Source organism: Streptomyces sp. NPDC002580, from assembly GCF_042889485.1.
In the GTDB taxonomy this organism is placed as follows: Bacteria; Actinomycetota; Actinomycetes; order Streptomycetales; family Streptomycetaceae; genus Streptomyces.
In genome coordinates this window covers 312,768-328,192 of the sequence record NZ_JBIAQZ010000006.1, presented here as the reverse complement: position 1 = coordinate 328,192, position 15,425 = coordinate 312,768, and the positions used below count along the sequence as shown (strand labels likewise).

The 15,425-nt window shown below is 72.7% G+C and carries 16 protein-coding genes and 6 tRNA genes; 9 read left to right on the top strand and 13 right to left on the bottom strand.

Features of this window, described 5'->3' with window-relative positions:
• Positions 1 to 1,606 precede the first annotated feature (1,606 nt).
• Both ACFYW7_RS20755 and ACFYW7_RS20750 read right to left on the bottom strand, forming a co-directional pair.
• A tRNA-Val gene (locus ACFYW7_RS20755) sits at positions 1,607 to 1,678 on the bottom strand.
• Between the two features lie 82 nt (positions 1,679 to 1,760).
• The gene (locus ACFYW7_RS20750; protein ID WP_389504301.1) at positions 1,761 to 2,195 is read right to left on the bottom strand and encodes a TIGR02611 family protein; all 435 of its coding nucleotides are present in this window, start codon (positions 2,193 to 2,195) and stop codon (positions 1,761 to 1,763) included.
• A gap of 191 nt (positions 2,196 to 2,386) precedes the next feature.
• On the opposite strand from ACFYW7_RS20750, the gene ACFYW7_RS20745 reads away from it, so the two are divergent.
• Both ACFYW7_RS20745 and ACFYW7_RS20740 read left to right on the top strand, forming a co-directional pair.
• Positions 2,387 to 2,800, top strand: a complete 414-nt coding sequence (locus ACFYW7_RS20745; RefSeq protein WP_003959770.1) for an SsgA family sporulation/cell division regulator — start codon at positions 2,387 to 2,389, stop codon at positions 2,798 to 2,800.
• 535 nt (positions 2,801 to 3,335) lie between these two features.
• Positions 3,336 to 3,893, top strand: coding sequence for a CGNR zinc finger domain-containing protein (locus ACFYW7_RS20740; RefSeq protein ID WP_389504299.1), 558 nt, complete (start codon positions 3,336 to 3,338; stop codon positions 3,891 to 3,893).
• Between the two features lie 156 nt (positions 3,894 to 4,049).
• Here ACFYW7_RS20740 and ACFYW7_RS20735 read toward each other — a convergent pair whose 3' ends face one another.
• A complete protein-coding gene (locus ACFYW7_RS20735) occupies positions 4,050 to 4,202 on the bottom strand; it encodes a hypothetical protein (protein WP_167455603.1) in 153 nt (50 codons plus the stop codon).
• A 157-nt stretch (positions 4,203 to 4,359) separates the two neighbouring features.
• Positions 4,360 to 4,812: a hypothetical protein gene (locus ACFYW7_RS20730; protein ID WP_389504297.1), complete on the bottom strand. Its 453-nt coding sequence runs from the start codon at positions 4,810 to 4,812 to the stop codon at positions 4,360 to 4,362.
• Positions 4,813 to 4,983: 171 nt separating this feature from the next.
• Here ACFYW7_RS20730 and ACFYW7_RS20725 point away from each other — a divergent pair, with 171 nt between their 5' ends.
• Positions 4,984 to 5,514, top strand: coding sequence for a DsbA family protein (locus ACFYW7_RS20725; protein WP_389504295.1), 531 nt, complete (start codon positions 4,984 to 4,986; stop codon positions 5,512 to 5,514).
• Between the two features lie 101 nt (positions 5,515 to 5,615).
• Here the strand turns inward: ACFYW7_RS20725 and ACFYW7_RS20720 are convergent, their stop codons facing one another.
• The 3 genes from ACFYW7_RS20720 to ACFYW7_RS20710 all read right to left on the bottom strand — a co-directional run bounded on the left by ACFYW7_RS20720 (position 5,616) and on the right by ACFYW7_RS20710 (position 8,482).
• Positions 5,616 to 6,440: a GNAT family N-acetyltransferase gene (locus ACFYW7_RS20720; RefSeq protein WP_389504293.1), complete on the bottom strand. Its 825-nt coding sequence runs from the start codon at positions 6,438 to 6,440 to the stop codon at positions 5,616 to 5,618.
• A gap of 73 nt (positions 6,441 to 6,513) precedes the next feature.
• The gene (locus ACFYW7_RS20715; RefSeq protein ID WP_389504291.1) at positions 6,514 to 7,335 is read right to left on the bottom strand and encodes an aminotransferase class IV; all 822 of its coding nucleotides are present in this window, start codon (positions 7,333 to 7,335) and stop codon (positions 6,514 to 6,516) included.
• 100 nt (positions 7,336 to 7,435) lie between these two features.
• On the bottom strand, positions 7,436 to 8,482 hold the full coding sequence (locus tag ACFYW7_RS20710; protein WP_389504289.1) for a chorismate-binding protein: 1,047 nt from the start codon (positions 8,480 to 8,482) through the stop codon (positions 7,436 to 7,438).
• Positions 8,483 to 8,638: 156 nt separating this feature from the next.
• Here ACFYW7_RS20710 and ACFYW7_RS20705 point away from each other — a divergent pair.
• The 5 genes from ACFYW7_RS20705 (at position 8,639) to ACFYW7_RS20685 (ending at position 9,103) form a co-directional block, all read left to right on the top strand.
• Positions 8,639 to 8,711, top strand: a tRNA-Gly gene (locus tag ACFYW7_RS20705).
• A gap of 39 nt (positions 8,712 to 8,750) precedes the next feature.
• A tRNA-Cys gene (locus tag ACFYW7_RS20700) sits at positions 8,751 to 8,824 on the top strand.
• Between the two features lies 1 nt (position 8,825).
• Positions 8,826 to 8,897, top strand: a tRNA-Val gene (locus ACFYW7_RS20695).
• Between the two features lie 19 nt (positions 8,898 to 8,916).
• Positions 8,917 to 8,988: transfer RNA gene (locus tag ACFYW7_RS20690), tRNA-Val, on the top strand.
• Positions 8,989 to 9,028: 40 nt separating this feature from the next.
• Positions 9,029 to 9,103: transfer RNA gene (locus ACFYW7_RS20685), tRNA-Val, on the top strand.
• A gap of 136 nt (positions 9,104 to 9,239) precedes the next feature.
• Here the strand turns inward: ACFYW7_RS20685 and ACFYW7_RS20680 are convergent.
• From ACFYW7_RS20680 to ACFYW7_RS20665, 4 genes are all read right to left on the bottom strand, one after another.
• A complete protein-coding gene (locus ACFYW7_RS20680) occupies positions 9,240 to 9,536 on the bottom strand; it encodes a zf-TFIIB domain-containing protein (protein ID WP_389504287.1) in 297 nt (98 codons plus the stop codon).
• A 74-nt stretch (positions 9,537 to 9,610) separates the two neighbouring features.
• The gene (locus ACFYW7_RS20675) at positions 9,611 to 10,564 is read right to left on the bottom strand and encodes a phosphotransferase (protein ID WP_389504285.1); all 954 of its coding nucleotides are present in this window, start codon (positions 10,562 to 10,564) and stop codon (positions 9,611 to 9,613) included.
• 320 nt (positions 10,565 to 10,884) lie between these two features.
• A complete protein-coding gene (locus ACFYW7_RS20670; protein WP_389504283.1) occupies positions 10,885 to 11,091 on the bottom strand; it encodes a hypothetical protein in 207 nt (68 codons plus the stop codon).
• A 241-nt stretch (positions 11,092 to 11,332) separates the two neighbouring features.
• Positions 11,333 to 11,566 (bottom strand): hypothetical protein, encoded by a 234-nt coding sequence (locus tag ACFYW7_RS20665; RefSeq protein WP_389504281.1) that lies wholly within the window; start codon positions 11,564 to 11,566, stop codon positions 11,333 to 11,335.
• A 196-nt stretch (positions 11,567 to 11,762) separates the two neighbouring features.
• Between ACFYW7_RS20665 and ACFYW7_RS20660 the strand changes: the two genes are divergently transcribed.
• Positions 11,763 to 13,100: a protein kinase gene (locus ACFYW7_RS20660; RefSeq protein ID WP_389504652.1), complete on the top strand. Its 1,338-nt coding sequence runs from the start codon at positions 11,763 to 11,765 to the stop codon at positions 13,098 to 13,100.
• Positions 13,101 to 13,304: 204 nt separating this feature from the next.
• On the opposite strand, the gene ACFYW7_RS20655 is transcribed toward ACFYW7_RS20660, so the two are convergent.
• On the bottom strand, positions 13,305 to 14,123 hold the full coding sequence (locus ACFYW7_RS20655; protein WP_389504279.1) for a TrmH family RNA methyltransferase: 819 nt from the start codon (positions 14,121 to 14,123) through the stop codon (positions 13,305 to 13,307).
• A gap of 64 nt (positions 14,124 to 14,187) precedes the next feature.
• On the bottom strand, positions 14,188 to 15,420 hold the full coding sequence (gene cobA / locus ACFYW7_RS20650; protein WP_389504277.1) for a uroporphyrinogen-III C-methyltransferase: 1,233 nt from the start codon (positions 15,418 to 15,420) through the stop codon (positions 14,188 to 14,190).
• Positions 15,421 to 15,425 lie beyond the last annotated feature (5 nt).

Sequence of the window (15,425 nt, the reverse complement as noted above, 5' to 3'; positions counted from 1 at the left end):
GCCTCGGCCCGAGTCCCCATCCCGGCCGGGCCCGCTCGAGCCGATATCCGGGGCGACCTCCCTACCCCGGCCCGGCCGTATCGACGTCCGGGGCGATGCGGCTCAAGTCCGAACCCCGCCCTGCCCGCCCGACCCGACGTCCAGGCCGATACAGCTCAAGTCCGAACCCCGACCATGTCGGCTCAGGCCAGGGCCCGAGGGCACTCGGCTCAAGTCCCGGTCCCCGGCCGGACCTGCGCGAACCTCCGCCCCGGCCTGCTCAACCCAAGTCCACGGTCCATCCCCGGCCCACCCGAACCGATGTCCAAGCCGGTTCGCCGCGAGTCCGGAACCCGACCGGGCCGCTCAGGCCAGCACCCGAGGACGCCCATCTCAAGCCTTGGCCCCCCGCCGGACCAGCTCAAGCCTGCGCCCAGGCCGGTCAGCCCAAGTCCCAGCCGGACGGGACCAGTCCGAGCCGAGGTCCGAGTGGGCTCGGGCCCGGCTCAAGCCCGTGTCCGGGTCGGCTCAGCCCAAGCCCGCTCTCCCAGCACCCGCCTTGCCCGACTGACCGCCTCCCGCTCTCCTGCCCTCCTGCCCTCCTGCCCTCCTGCCCTCCTGCCCTCCTGCCCTCCTGCCCAAGTCAACGCCCGACTTCTCTCAACCCCAAGTCCACCGCCCTGCCGGACCCACTCAATTCGATGCCCAGGTCGGCTCGGCCGGGCACCGCAGCCCGGGCCGGTCGGTCGGTCGAGCCGGGCCGGGCCGGGCCGGTCGGATGGGATGCGGTGCCGACTCGGCGTCGATCGATGCCGGCCCGGGCGCGAACCCCCTGCTCGCCCGGCTTGTGTGCCCAGCCCTCGCCGGCGCCCCCGGCCCGGTCCAGCACCACGGTCTCCGCCCGCGCGGGGAGTCTGCGCCGAGCTCGAACCGCGGTCGGCCCCAGCACGTCGGCCCGGCTCGATGCGCTCCCGCCTAGGCGGCGCGACCCTGCCGATTCATCCCCGGCGACACGGTCACGGGCGCACCGCCGGGCCGGTCCAGGAAACGTGGATCAGCGGGTCGAAGTGATGTTCCGGGGGCATCGACGACATCGGCACGCCCGCCGGAACCCGCTCAGGGGGCAAGAGCTCGGACGGCGGACCGAGGTGCCGCCGGGCGCGACGACGGGGCGATCCGCGAACCGTCCGACGCGGGGCGGCCACGGAGAGCGGCGTACGCCTCCGGGCGGGTCGGGCGCCGGGGTCGGGCCCCTGATGCGACGACATGGCGGCGGCCCCTCGCGCCCAGGACCAGGAGAACGCTCCAGAGCACCCACACCGGAGGAGGCAAGGACACCGCCCTCGCCCTCCTCCTGAACGGGGAGACGCGCAGGGACGGAGCCGTCGCGCGGCCGGGAGTGACCCGCAGGAGCCCCTGATGACACCCCTCGGTCGAGTCCGTACTCGCAGGAGTCCCCTGGTGACGCCCCCTCGGACCAGCCCGCCCGAGCCCGACGCAGGGCCCTCGGCCGGGCCGGACTCGGATCATCGGCGGCCCCGCCCGTTCGGCGCGGCCGTCCGACCCTCACCACGACGAAAACGGCCCCGGTCCACGTGTCGTGGGCCGGAGCCGTCTTTCGTCTGTGTGGGCGATACTGGGTTCGAACCAGTGACCTCTTCGGTGTGAACGAAGCGCTCTCCCGCTGAGCTAATCGCCCGGGCGCAGAGAGAACATTACCCCATGTCAGGGGGTGGCTTCGACCAGCGGAAACGGCCCGGAGGAGGCGCGAGGGGACCTCGTCACTCCTTGATGTTCCAGGGCATCTCGAAGCCGAACTTCCAGAGGTAGACACCGACGAGGACGGCCACGATCACGAGGCCCACCGTGGTGAGGATGATGTTGCGACGCCGGACCCTGGGGTCGAGCGCCCGCTGCGTGGCCTCCGTGACCTTGCGTTTCGTCCAGCGGAGCACCAGCTGGGCCCAGACGAACTCGGTCGCCCAGATCGCCATGCCGCCGAAGATCACCAGCCAGCCGGGGCCCGGCAGCGGAAGCATGACCACGCCCGCGCCGACGACCGCGAGCCCGACGACGAAAACGCCCACCTGCCAGCTCACGTGCAGCGCGCGGCGCGCCTTGATGAATTGCGGCGCCCGCGAACCGAGCGCTCGTTCATTCTCCGCCTCGTCGTCCACCATGGCGACCTCGCCCGGCTCGTCACTCCCCGTATTCATACGACCAAACCCTACCCGAGAGAAACCGGTCACCGGAATGGCCCTATCCGACGAACGTGCCCTCGGCCGGATGAGTTACATAAAGACACGCAAAACACTCAGAGGGGTTTACAACGCCACCGTAGGTGGCATGTCGATTTCGCCGACGTGCGAATCCCCGAGCGCACACTGAGCGAAAGGCCCTGGCGCTTATGAACACCACGGTCAGCTGCGAGCTGCACCTGCGCCTCGTTGTGTCGAGCGAGTCCTCACTGCCTGTACCCGCAGGACTGCGGTATGACACGGCCGATCCCTACGCCGTGCACGCCACCTTCCACACCGGAGCCGAGGAAACCGTCGAGTGGGTGTTCGCCCGCGACCTCCTCGCCGAGGGCCTGCACCGGCCCACCGGTACCGGCGACGTCCGAGTCTGGCCGTCCCGAAGCCACGGCCAGGGCGTCGTATGCATCGCCCTGAGCTCTCCGGAGGGCGAAGCCCTGCTCGAAGCCCCTGCGAGGGCCCTGGAATCATTCCTCAAGCGAACGGACGCAGCCGTGCCGCCCGGCACGGAACACCGGCACTTCGATCTCGACACGGAGCTCTCACACATCCTGGCCGAGAGCTGACGCGTCACCAGAGCCGCCCGGCGCCGTCCACTCGGGGAGACGGCTCGGGCCTGGACAACGCATGAATGAGGACACCGGCGCCGGCGCCGCGGACTTCCGCGGCGTCGGCGCCGGTGTCCGTGCACCGCCGTCACTCCAGCCCCACGCTCGCGGCCCCCTCCGCAGCCACCCCCACGACCGGGAGCCGCGACCGGGGCACGACGGCCGGGAGTCGCGAGCGGACATCACGGGGCGGACACCCCCGGCCGGGCAGCCGGCGCCGGGCACCGCACCGACCGGTCTCCCACGGTCACCGCCCGTCACGTCCGTCGGACGCCTCCCTCACCTCGGCCCTGCCTCCCACCTCGGGTGGCTCCTCTCGGCCCCGCGCTGCGGGCCGCCCCGGAAACTCGGCGACCGGCCCCCGCAGGACCTCCGGAGCGTCCGCTGCGCGCCCTCACGGACCCTCGCCCGTCTCCGCCGCGCCGTGAAGCCACTAACATCGGCCAGCATCGGGCGGGCACCCTCGCCCGACCCCCAGGCCAGGGAGCGAAACGTGCTGATCACCCACGACGCCCGGTGTGCGCTCGACGCCGTGGTGGATCTGGTGAACACCGCGCCGGAGGACGAGACGGCGGACGGGCTCGCCGATGTCCCGGCCCTCGCCGATTTCGTACGGAAGCACGAGATCAGCGATGTCGGTGTGCTGTCAGAGCGCGATCTCGCGGCGGTGCGCGACGTTCGCGGCCGGTTCGCCGGGATCTTCGCCGCCGAGGATCCGCGGGTCGCCGCCGCCCTCATCAACGAACTGGTCGCCGCCGCCGGCACCACGCCTCGGCTGACGGACCACGACGGCTACGACTGGCATGTCCACTACTTCGCTCCGGGCGCCTCGGTCGCCGACCACCTCGCGGCCGACTGCGGGATGGCCCTGGCCTTCTTCGTGGTCGCCGGGGAGCAGGAGCGGCTGCGCCGCTGCGAGGCCCCGGACTGCCGTCGGGCCTTCGTCGACCTCTCACGGAACCGCTCCCGCCGCTACTGCGACAGTCGCACCTGCGGGAACCGGCTCCACGTGGCCGCCTACCGGGCACGCCGGAAGGAAGCCGCGGGCTGACCGACCGGCGGGCCGACGGAAGCGCCGACAGGTGCGCCGAAGGCGTGACCGGCCGGAGGATCGGTCCCGTCGGGGAGGGGAGATGCCTGGTGGCGCTCAGGTGGAGCCGGGCTGACGGAGCCCTCGGCGGGTGACGCCAGGGGCTCCGTGTACAGCTCAGAGCAGCAGCAGGTCGTGCAGCGAAGCCATGAGCAGCAGGCAGCCGATCACCGCAAGGAAGATCATCAGCGGCGGCTGGGAAAGCGCGAAGAGGCAACCACGCCGCTCCTCGGGCGGGGCGGCGGTGTCGCTCGTTGTTGTGTCCAGCATCTCGCGGGCGATGATGACGCAGAGAGCACCTGGTCGGCGATCAACACGCCCGGAATATACGGGAGTTCGCTGGATCATGTGACGGGCGCGCTCGAACGTGAACGGTTCCGCGCGTTCGCCGTACGACGCACGTGCGATCTTGCACCGTCTCAGCCGGTCATATGCCGTGCTTCTTCAGGATCGCCTCGATGTCGCTGAAGTCGTCCCCGGAACTTTCGGCGCGCGGTGTCGCGGCGGGCCGCCGGGCGGCCGCTCCGGCGCCCTGGCCCAGCGACGGAGCCGAGGCCGCGGGAGCCACCGCGTCGCCCCGGCCGGCGGCCCTGGCCGCCTCCCTGCGCTCCTTCCGCGTCCCGCCACCACGGCGCTCGACCGCGCGCGTGGCCATGAACAGCAGCCAGGAGCCGCCGAGGAGGATGAAGCCGGCCCACGCGGTCGGGCTGAACGCGGTGTCGGCCAGCCAGCCGACGACACCCGTCATCACCAGGCCGATCGGCACCAGGGAGTAGGCGGCGATCCGGGCGGCCCTGAGGAAACGCTTGCGGTAGGCCGTCACCGCGGCGATGCCCAGGCCGGCGACGGAGACGGCGGCACAGACGGTCTCTGCGATCATTCCGGTCCTCCAGGCAGGGCTCGGTGGTCGGGAAGGTTTCGTCCCTTCCATCCTGCACCGCCCCGTGCCCGGTATGCCACGGTCCGGGCAGACCTCAGGGAGATCTCCGGGTCGCCGTCCTCCCCAGGTCCCGGTTGAACGGCCTCTCCCGGGACTGCGAGACTTGATCCCATGAACGACTCCTCCGACTCCTCCACCGCGTCCCCGGCCCCTGTCCTCCTGGACGTCTGGTGCGACCTCCAGTGCCCCGACTGCCGTGACGCCCTCGCCGACCTGCGCGCGCTGCGCGCCCGCTACGGCGACCGTCTGGAGCTGCGGCTGCGACACTTCCCCCTGGAGAAGAACAAGCACGCCTTCGCCGCGGCGCAGGCCGCCGAGGAGGCCGCCGAACAGGGCAGCGCCTGGCCGTACATCGAGGCCGTGCTCGCCCGCGTGGAGGAGCTGGGCCGCGGGGGCGAGGCCCGGCTGGTCGAGGTGGCGCGGGAACTCTCCCTGGACGCCGAGGAGTTCGACACGGCCCTGATCGACGGCCGGCACATCCTGATCGTCGACGCCGACCAGGCCGAGGGCAAGGCGATCGGCGTCACCGGCACCCCGACGTACGTCATCGACGGTGAACGTCTGGACGGCGGCAAGAGCCAGGAGGGACTGCGCGAGCGGATCGAGCGGATCACCGACCGGCTCCTCGCCGAACAGGCGTGACCTCCCGCGACACCGACACCGGCAGCGATGTCGGTGTCGAGCTTCAACCGGCACGCGTCCAAGGGCTCTTGACGGACCGGAGTCGGACGAGCCGTGTCCGCCTACACCAGCGCCTTGTACAGGTAGTGGCTCGTCGTCCTGTAGCCGAGTGACTCGTAGAGCCGCTCGGCCGGGGTGTTCCCCGCGAAGACGTTGAGGGCGATGTGGTTCAGCCCCGCGGACCTCGCCTGCGTCTCGGCCAGCAGCATGAGCGTACGGCCGTGTCCGCGCCCGCGGTGTTCGGTGTGGACCCCGACGTCGTACACGAAGGCACGTCCGTCCCGCTGCCCCAGCCAGAGTTCACCCACGGGAACGCCCTCGTGCTCCAGGACGCTCAGCCACACGTTCGCGGTGGCTGGGCCGTGCGGCAGCGCACCGCCGAAGTCACGGTCCGCCTTGGCGCGCGCGTCGGCCTCGGGAACACCGCGCCGGATCCAGTCCTCGGCGTACTCCCGTCTGCCCGTCCGGTCCCAGGCCTCGTACTCGTGCCGGGTCATGGTCCGGCCCTCGCTGCCGGGGGGCAGTACGGGCGGCGGACCGTCGAGCGCCTTCTCCATCCCGCGGTTGCGCCGGACGTAGCCGAGCCTGCCGGTGAATTCCAGCGCCCCTTCGGCATCGCCGGGGACGGCCACCTCGATCTGCCGGCAGCCCCAGCCGCGCGCCACCTCCTCCGCCGCCAGCGCGGCCACGGTACCCCTGCCACGACCCCGGTCCGGCTCGTCGATGCGCAGCGCGTGGATCGTGGCGACGGACGTTGCGGAGGCGGGATCCGCCGTGAGGTGGACGACGCCGACGGGACGGCTGTTCACACACACACGGTAGTGGCGCGAACGCGTCCCGTCGGCTGCCTGCTGAAGCGGCTCGGTCGGCCGCAGAGTCGTGGTCATCAGGGATTTCTACCCCCCAGAGGGCCGCGCGAGCAGCCGAATTACCTCGCGGCCGGTGACCGGGGCGTCCCGGTCAGGGATCGAGGTCGTCCGCCGCCCGCTCCTCGAAGACGCGCATGGCCTTGGCGGTCACCGGGCCCGGCACGCCCGGCAGTTCACGGGTGTCGACCCGGTGCACGGCCTGCACGTCGCGCAGCGTGGAGGTCAGAAAGATCTCGTCGGCGCGTTCGAGGACGTCCAGCGGCAGGTCGGTCTCCTTGGCGCCCGTCCATTCGACGGCCAGGGCGCGGGTGATCCCGGCGAGACAGCCGGAGGCGACCGGCGGGGTGTGGATCTCTCCGTCGAGGACGACGAACACGTTGGACCCGGTGCCCTCGCACAGTTGCCCCACCGTGTTGGCGAACAGCGCCTCGGACGCGCCGTGTTCACGGGCACGGGCCAGGGCGACCACGTTCTCCGCGTACGAGGTGGTCTTGAGGCCGGTCAGGGCTCCGCGTTCGTTGCGGGTCCAGGGGACGGTGACGACGGCCGTGGAGTCGGGGCGGCGGTCGGAGGCGCCGAGCGCGACGACGAGGGTCGTCCCGTGCTCGCCGCGGTCGGAGCCGAGCGGGCCGTGGCCGCCGGTGTAGGTGATCCGGAGCCGGCCGAGCGGCATCGGGTTGGCCTCGAGGACGGCGGCGCAGGCGCGGCGCACCTCGTCGGCGTCGGGCTCGGGCAGGCCGAGACCGCGCGCCGAGCGGGCCAGCCGGTCGAGGTGCCGGGTCAGCGCGAAGGGGCGGCCGTCGACCGCCTTCAGGGTCTCGAAGATGCCGTCACCCACGGTCAGCCCGTGGTCGAAGACGGAGACGCGGGCGGCCTCGATGTCCTGGAGCCCGCCGTCGAGCCAAAGCTTCACTGGTTCCCACCTCGCATGGATCCTCCGGCGCCGGACGGACCGTCCGGTGTGACGTTTCTCCCCGGCCCCGGGCGCGAACCGGGGAGTCCCCGGGTGCGGCTCAGGACGGGAGGGGCCCGTCACCCGCCTCGTACGTTCCCGACGCTACCGCGAGCAGCCGGGACGCCTTCAGTTCGGTCTCCCGCCACTCGCCCTCGGGGTCGGATCCCCAGGTGATGCCCGCTCCCGTGCCGAAGCGCAGGACTCCGGCGGCGCGGTCGATCCAGAAGGTGCGGATGCCGACGGCCAGCTCGCCGGTGCCCCGGTCGGCGTCGACCCAGCCGATCCCTCCGCAGTACGGGCCGCGCGGCGCGGTCTCCAGGGCGTCGATGATCCGCAGGGCGCTGGACTTCGGGGCGCCGGTCACGGAGCCGGGCGGGAAGGCCGCGGCGAGGAGGGCCGGCCAGCCGACGTCCTCGCGCAGCTCGCCGCCGACGGTGGAGACGAGGTGCACGAGGCCGGGGTGCTTCTCGACGACGCACAGGTCGGGCACGGTCACGGTGCCGGTGGAGCAGACCTGGCCGATGTCGTTGCGGACGAGGTCCACGATCATCACGTTCTCGGCGTAGTCCTTGTCCAGGAGGTCCGCCTCGGTACGTCCGGTGCCCTTGATCGGGCCCGACTCGACGGAGCGGCCCGCGCGGCGGACGAAGAGCTCCGGGGAGGCGGTGGCTATCTCGACGCCGTGGTCGGGCAGCCGAATCGTTCCCGCGTACGGTGCCGGGTTGCCGCGGGCCAGCAGGGCGGTCAGCGCGTCGACGTCCGCGTCGGGCGGGACGGGCGCGGAGAGGACGCGGCAGAGGTTCGCCTGGTAGACCTCGCCCGCCGCGATGTGCTCGCGGATGCGACGGACACCGTCGGTGTACGCGGCGCGGTCGAGGGACGAGGTCCAGTCCCCGGCCGCCGGGCCGTGCCACCGGCCGGGCACCGGCGCGGGCACCGGCTCGTTGCGTACGTCCCGGAAGCGGGCGCAGGTCAGACGCCCCTCGAAGTCGGCCGAGACGGCCCAGAAGCCGCTCGAGTCCAGGGCCGCGGGATCGCTGGTGACATCGAGGAGACCGGTCGCGAGGCGGCCGCCGAAACGGGCGAGAGGAGGAAGGTCGAGCACGCGGTCGAGTCTAGGTCGGGCCCGCCGCGGGTGCCCTGGCCTCGTCCTCGGGGGGACAGACCGCAGCACGCTGCGCAAACGCGTTTTTGTGCTGGCCCCGGAATCCGCTAGAGTTCAACTCGTCGCCGGGACGCGCAAGCGCCACGGAAACGACAAGCGGACGTAGCTCAGTTGGTAGAGCGCAACCTTGCCAAGGTTGAGGTCGCCAGTTCGAACCTGGTCGTCCGCTCGCAGGAAGTGGGGGATCTTCCCGAACCCCTACACTCCTGGTGGAGTGGCCGAGAGGCGAGGCAACGGCCTGCAAAGCCGTCTACACGGGTTCAAATCCCGTCTCCACCTCCAAGGACGATTAGCTCAGCGGGAGAGCGCTTCCCTGACACGGAAGAGGTCACTGGTTCAATCCCAGTATCGTCCACTGGTCCGCAAGGATCCCCGCGCGATTAGCTCAGCGGGAGAGCGCTTCCCTGACACGGAAGAGGTCACTGGTTCAATCCCAGTATCGCGCACGCAGTACCATCAGCAAGCGTGGCTCCGGCCCCGTGACCCGCGCGATTAGCTCAGCGGGAGAGCGCTTCCCTGACACGGAAGAGGTCACTGGTTCAATCCCAGTATCGCGCACCAGCAGAGCCCCCGGCCGTCTCGTACGGTCGGGGGCTTCGTCGTGCTCCGGCCGATGCGGCCGTTCCCGGAACACGACGCGGAACACGCCGAAGGGGCCCCTCCGCTCGGAGGGGCCCCTTCGGTCGTTCAGGAACGTTCAGGACGAGAAGAGCATGTGCCCGAAGCTCTTGTGCCGGTGGTGGCTGCCGTGGCCGCCGTAGTGACCGCCGCCGCCGTGCTGCGGGGCGCCCCAGGCGGGGGCCGGAGCGGACGGGTACGCCTGCGGGGCGCCCTGGGGCGGCGGCGCGGGCTGGGACCACTGCGACTCCACGCGGGTCAGCGACTCCAGCTCGCCGTAGTCGAGAAAAATCCCGCGGCAGCCGCTGCACTGCTCGATCTGGACGCCATTGCGGTTGTACGTGTGCATCGGCGCATGGCATTTCGGACACTGCATGCTCGGCTCAACTCCTCGCCGGTCGGTACTGCTTCCGCCTGGACAGACTCTGCCCGGCCTCGGTCGGTTGCACCCTACGTCGCGAAACCTCGCGTCAACTCGGGCGGGGTGGAACTCATTCGGTCGCAGGCGTCGACCACGGCCCGCTGCACCTCGTCCAACGGGCGGTCCGCCGCGGCGGACTTGACCACGGCCAGGGCCGCGGTCTGCACGGTGAGGGCCCGGGCCACGACGTCCAGGGCGGGCCAGGGATCACCGGCGGCCGGAACGGCCGGGCCGCCCGCGGCCCGGTAGGCGGTGAGGAAGCGGAGCCACTCGTCGGACGGGAGCAGCCCGCAGGCGTACCAGGCGGCCGGACGGGCCAGGTCCCACGCCGCTTCGCCGACCCCGAGGTCGTCGACGTCGATGAGGAACCAGGGACCGTCCGGCGCGGGACGGCGTACGAGCTGGCCGAGGTGGAGGTCGCCGTGGCACAGGGTCGTGACGTCCGGCATCGGGGCCTCCGCCCGCGCCCAGCCCGGCAGGGCGGCCCAGGCGCGCAGCACCGGGGCGGCGGCCGGATGCGGGCCGGCCGCGCGCAGCCGGGCGATCGCCCGGAGGGCCTTGTCGGGCCCCCGCATGGGCGGCAGGCCGTCCGGGGCGGGGGCCAGGTGCAGACGCGCCAGCAGGGTCCCGGCCGCCTCCCAGGGGGCCGCCTCGGGGGTCTCGGGGTCGACGGGGCCGCCGTACGGCCAGAGGGTCACCCGGCGGCCGAGGAGGTCGACGGGGATGCGGTCCAGAGGCGGCAGGAGGACGCCGGGGAGGCTCGCCGCCACGGAGAGGCGCCGGGCGAGCGCGGCGGGATCGGTGTCCTGGGCGTGGGCCTTGGCGACGACGTCGCCGTGCCGGACGACGGTGCCGTCGTCGCGGTCCGCGAGGACCGCGTCCTCCGCGCCGCAGGGGCAGGGGGTCGCGGCCGCCCGGTGCGCGGGGTGCGCCGCGTGGCGCGCCGCCTCGGTGAGTGCGGGCAGCAGGGTGTCTGCGGTCACGGGTCCCCCTGGAGTCGTACGACGTCTGCCGCCGAGGTTACGCAGGTGGTGACGGGCGTCGGCACCGCGCGCCCCCACCACCCCCGGGTGCCGCCCGGCTCGGGCGCTCCCCGTCTCGGCCCAGTACCGCGGGGTGCGGGCGCTGTCACCGGCACCGCAGGGCCCTGGTGCCTGCCGTCCCCGGCGTCCGGGCAGAAAAATGCCCGCGCAGCTCCCCAGCTGCGCGGGCATTTTCGTGCCGTCCGCCGCACCCCCGTCCCCACGGGGTTTCATGGCCGGATGTCCCCGCCCGGACCGCTCTTCCGGGCCTGGGACGCCGCTCAGCGCCCCAGCATCACGCCCACGGACGACGCCTGTGTGACCACCGCTTCCCAGCCGCCGAAGACGACCACGAGCAGGGCCGCCAGGGGAAGGACCATCGCTGTCGCCACCAAGGGGTGGCGCCGGCCCTGGCGGTTGCCGAACGCCGCGCTGTACGCCTTGCGTCCCTGCGTGCGGAGCACTGTCCGCGATGCCGTGTGGGCCATGGTCCCTCTCCTGACCGAGCTTCTGTCGTATCTGGCAGCGGCGGGTGTCTGACCTCGGGGGACGAGTGCGCCACCCGCCGCTTGAGGTCAAATCTAGGCGCGCGGCGGGGGCGGGTCGTCATGCCCTCGTACCGATTGCCGGGCCTCCCGGAGGATGAGCGGTCACCCGCGGAGTACTCCCCTGGGTGGAGACGAGGACCTGGGTCTCAGGGTCTTCCCTGAGGGCGCGTCCGATGTGCCCCTACTGTTCCGAACTGTCCTCCCGGGGGACCGGCTGCTCGACGAGCGCGAGCACCCGAGTCGCCATGAAGCGGGCGGTCCGTACCACTGATCCGTTTCGCGTGACTTCGCTCACTTCCACCACACCTCGGCGCACCGCCGTCTCCACCCGGCGCCCCGCCCTGCTCGCCACCACCTCGTACGTGCGCGTCGTGTCCCCTGCGTCCACGACTATCTCCACGCGGTCACCCTTCACGGGATCAATCCCCCTTCTGCGATGGATGGTTGGGATCACGGACGGTCCAAAGAGGCCTTTTTCGCAAGCTCCCTGACCACCTCTCAAGTTTCCCACCCGGCACTGACAATCGATCGGAACGAGAGGGCGCGGCCTCTGCGCGCACCCGGCCGCGGAAACGTAAGCTGTGGCTCGTCAAACGGACCGGGCAGCGGGGATGGACATGGCGATGATGCGCCTGAGGCGCGAGGACCCGCGTGTCGTCGGCTCGTTCAGGCTTCACCGACGGCTCGGCGCGGGTGGGATGGGCGTTGTCTACCTGGGATCCGACCGGCGCGGCCAGCGGGTCGCGCTGAAGGTGATCCGGCCGGATCTGGCGGAGGACCAGGAGTTCCGTTCGCGGTTCGCGCGTGAGGTCTCGGCGGCGCGGCGGATCAGGGGCGGCTGCACCGCCCGGCTCGTCGCGGCCGACCTGGAGGCGGACCGTCCGTGGTTCGCCACGCAGTACGTGCCCGGCCCCTCCCTGCACGACAAGGTCGCCGAGGAGGGACCGCTGTCGGCCGCCGACGTGGCGGCCGTCGGCGCCGCCCTCTCCGAGGGACTGGTCGCGGTCCACGAGGCCGGGGTGGTCCACCGCGACCTCAAGCCGTCCAACATCCTGCTGTCCCCGAAGGGGCCGCGGATCATCGACTTCGGCATCGCGTGGGCGACCGGGGCGAGCACGCTCACGCACGTCGGCACGGCCGTCGGCTCCCCGGGCTTCCTGGCGCCGGAGCAGGTGCGCGGCGCCGCCGTCACCCCGGCCACGGACGTGTTCGCGCTCGGGGCCACGCTCGCGTACGCCGCCACCCAGGACTCGCCCTTCGGACAGGGCAGTTCCGAGGTGATGCTCTACCGCGTGGTGCACGAGGAACCTCATCTGCACGGGGTTCCGGACGCCCTCGCGCCGCTCGTCCGGGCCTGCCTGGCGAAGGACCCCGAGGAGCGGCCCAGCACGCTCCAACTGTCCTTGCGCCTCAAGGAGATCGCGGCCCGCGAGGCCCAGGGCACCGCGGACGTGCGGCCGCCCGCGCCGCGCACGGATCCGGACCGGGCGCCGGTCCGGCAGACCGAGCAGTACACCGAGCAGCGCACCCAGCGCCGCCCGGGGGCCACTCCCCCGCCGCGCACCGGCGGGACGAACGGCGGCTCCCGGTCGGGATCGCGTCCGGCGCCCGCGCGCAACACCGGCCGGTCCGGCGGCAGGCCCGCGCCCCGCAGCGGTGCCGGGCGGCCCGGGCCGCGGACCACGGGGACGGGCCGGCGGCCCGCCAATCCGCGGCTGCTGCGCCAGCGGCTGTTCGTGTTCGTGGTGGTGACGCTGCTGGTCGCGCTCGGGATCGCGGCGGCCCAGGGGTGTCAGGGGCCCGCCCGTGGGCTCGACGACGGGGGCCGGCCGGGGGACGACGTACGCCAGGGGCGGTCGTGGTCCGTGCCGCCGACCACCGGCGGCTCGACGGCCGGACAGCACCGGGGCCCGCTCCAGCCGCTTCAGCGGCTGCACCCGGAGGACTAGGGACGGGTCGGCGGGTCGCCGCCGGGGGTCGGCTCATCCCCGCCGAGGCAGCGAGCGGGCGAGGGTGGACTCGTCCCCTCCGTGCCCTGCGGTGATCGCCCTCGTCGGCCACGACGGAGGCGCCTGACGGCGGCGGTCGGTGCCGGAGAGGGGGCGTGGTGCGGGTGGCCCGGTCCCTCTCCCCCGCTCCCGCCCGCAGGGCCGTCAGTGCTCCGGACGGCCCGTCGCCACCGCGTAGAAGGCGACCGCGGCCGCCGCTCCGACGTTCAGGGAGTCGACGCCGTGGGCCATCGGGATGCGGACCCATTCGTCGGCGGCCATCAGGGCCCGGGTGGACAGGCCGTCGCCCTCCGCGCCGAGCATCAGCGCGACCCGGTCCATGCGGTGCGGGGCCGCCTCGTCGAGGGAGCTGGCCTTCTCGTCCGGGGTGAGGGCGAGCAGGGTGAACCCCGCCTCGCGCACCGACTCCAGGCTCTTGGGCCAGGCGTCGAGACGGGCGTAGGGGACCGAGAAGACCGCGCCCATCGAGACCTTCACGGAGCGGCGGTAGAGGGGGTCCGCGCAGTCCGGGGAGAGCAGCACCGCGTCCATGCCGAGGGCGGCCGCGGAGCGGAAGATGGCGCCGATGTTGGTGTGGTCGTTGACCGACTCCATGACGACGACCCGGTGCGCCGAGCGGAGCAGTTCCTCCGCCGTCGGGAGCGGCTTGCGCTGCATGGAGGCGAGCGCTCCCCGGTGCACGTGATAGCCGGTGACCCGCTCGGCGAGCTCCGGGCTGACCGCGTACACGGGGGCCGGGAGCTCGTCGATGACGTCGCGCATGACATCGACCCATTTGGCGGAGAGCAGCATCGAACGCATCTCGTACCCTGCGTCCCTGGCCCGTCTGATGACCTTCTCGCCCTCGGCGATGAACAGGCCCTCGGCGGGTTCGCGCCTGCGGCGCAGTTCCACGTCGGTCAGGCCCGTGTAGTCGCGCAGACGCGGGTCGTCGGGATCCTCGACGGTGATGAGATCGGCCACAGGGTGATACTGCCTTGTCCTGGGTGTGGTGCCAACGGCTGGGAACGGGTTGGGTTACCCGGGGTTACTCGGGAAGGCCGGAGCCCGCGTTCACGACCTCGCCGATGACGATGACCGCGGGCGGCCTGACGTCCTCGGTCCGAACGGTCTCGGCGACGGTGGCCAGGGTGGCGTCGACCCGGCGCTGTGCCGCGGTCGTGCCCTCCTGGACGAGGGCGACGGGGGTGTCGGCCGGCTTGCCGTGCGCGACGAGCGTGTCGGCGATCCTGCCGATCTTGTCGACGCCCATCAGGACGACGAGGGTGCCGCGAAGCCTGGCGAGGGCCGACCAGTCGACGAGGGAACGCTCGTCGTCGGGGGCGACATGACCGCTGACCACCGTGAACTCATGTGCGACGCCCCGGTGGGTGACCGGGATGCCCGCGGCGCCCGGCACCGAGATCGAGCTGGAGATGCCGGGGACGACCGTGCAGGCGATGCCCGCCTCGGCGAGCGCCTGGGCCTCCTCCATGCCGCGGCCGAAGACGAACGGGTCGCCGCCCTTCAGCCGGACGACGGCCTTGCCCTGCCTCGCGTGCTCGATGAGCGCGTTGTTGATGGCCTCCTGGGCCATGAACCGGCCGTACGGGATCTTCGCCGCGTCGATCACCTCGACGTGCGGGGGGAGTTCGGCGAGCAGGTCACGGGGGCCGAGACGGTCGGCGATGACCACGTCCGCCTCGGCGAGGAGCCGGCGGCCGCGGACCGTGATCAGGTCGGGGTCGCCGGGACCACCGCCGACCAGGGCCACTCCCGCGGTGCGGGCGCGGTGGTGCGGCGCGACGAGGGTGCCGTCGCGCAGCCCCTCCACGACGGCGTCGCGGATCGCGGCGGTATGACGGGGGTCGCGGCCCTTGGCGTTCGTGGTGAGGACGGCGACGGTCACGCCCTCGCTGTGACCGGTGGCCGGGGTCCACGCGGTCGCGGCGTCGGCGTCGTCCGAGCGGACGCACCAGACGCGGTGGCGCTCCGCCTCCGCCGAGGCGGCGGTGGAGGCCTCCGGGTCGCTGGTGGCGATGAGGGCGTACCAGGCGTCGGCCAGGTCGCCCTCCTCGTAGGGGCGCCTCGTCCAGGTGATCTCGCCCGCGTCCGCCATCGCCTCGACGGACGGTGTCGCGTGCGGTGACACGAGGTGGACGTCCGCGCCCGCCGCGATGAGCGCGGGGAGTCGGCGCTGGGCCACGTGGCCACCGCCGAGGACGACCACGCGGCGGCCGGCGAGTCGGAGGCCTACGGGATAGGCGGGGTGTTCGGCCATGGCGG

Coding starts and splice junctions, on each gene's coding strand:
- ACFYW7_RS20750 (WP_389504301.1), bottom strand. CDS start 2,195: ATGAATACGGGGAGTGACGAGCCGGGCGAGGTCGCCATGGTGGACGAC.
- ACFYW7_RS20745 (WP_003959770.1), top strand. CDS start 2,387: ATGAACACCACGGTCAGCTGCGAGCTGCACCTGCGCCTCGTTGTGTCG.
- ACFYW7_RS20735 (WP_167455603.1), bottom strand. CDS start 4,202: ATGCTGGACACAACAACGAGCGACACCGCCGCCCCGCCCGAGGAGCGG.
- ACFYW7_RS20730 (WP_389504297.1), bottom strand. CDS start 4,812: ATGATCGCAGAGACCGTCTGTGCCGCCGTCTCCGTCGCCGGCCTGGGC.
- ACFYW7_RS20725 (WP_389504295.1), top strand. CDS start 4,984: ATGAACGACTCCTCCGACTCCTCCACCGCGTCCCCGGCCCCTGTCCTC.
- ACFYW7_RS20720 (WP_389504293.1), bottom strand. CDS start 6,440: ATGACCACGACTCTGCGGCCGACCGAGCCGCTTCAGCAGGCAGCCGAC.
- ACFYW7_RS20680 (WP_389504287.1), bottom strand. CDS start 9,536: ATGCAGTGTCCGAAATGCCATGCGCCGATGCACACGTACAACCGCAAT.
- ACFYW7_RS20670 (WP_389504283.1), bottom strand. CDS start 11,091: ATGGCCCACACGGCATCGCGGACAGTGCTCCGCACGCAGGGACGCAAG.
- ACFYW7_RS20660 (WP_389504652.1), top strand. CDS start 11,763: ATGGACATGGCGATGATGCGCCTGAGGCGCGAGGACCCGCGTGTCGTC.
- cobA (WP_389504277.1), bottom strand. CDS start 15,420: ATGGCCGAACACCCCGCCTATCCCGTAGGCCTCCGACTCGCCGGCCGC.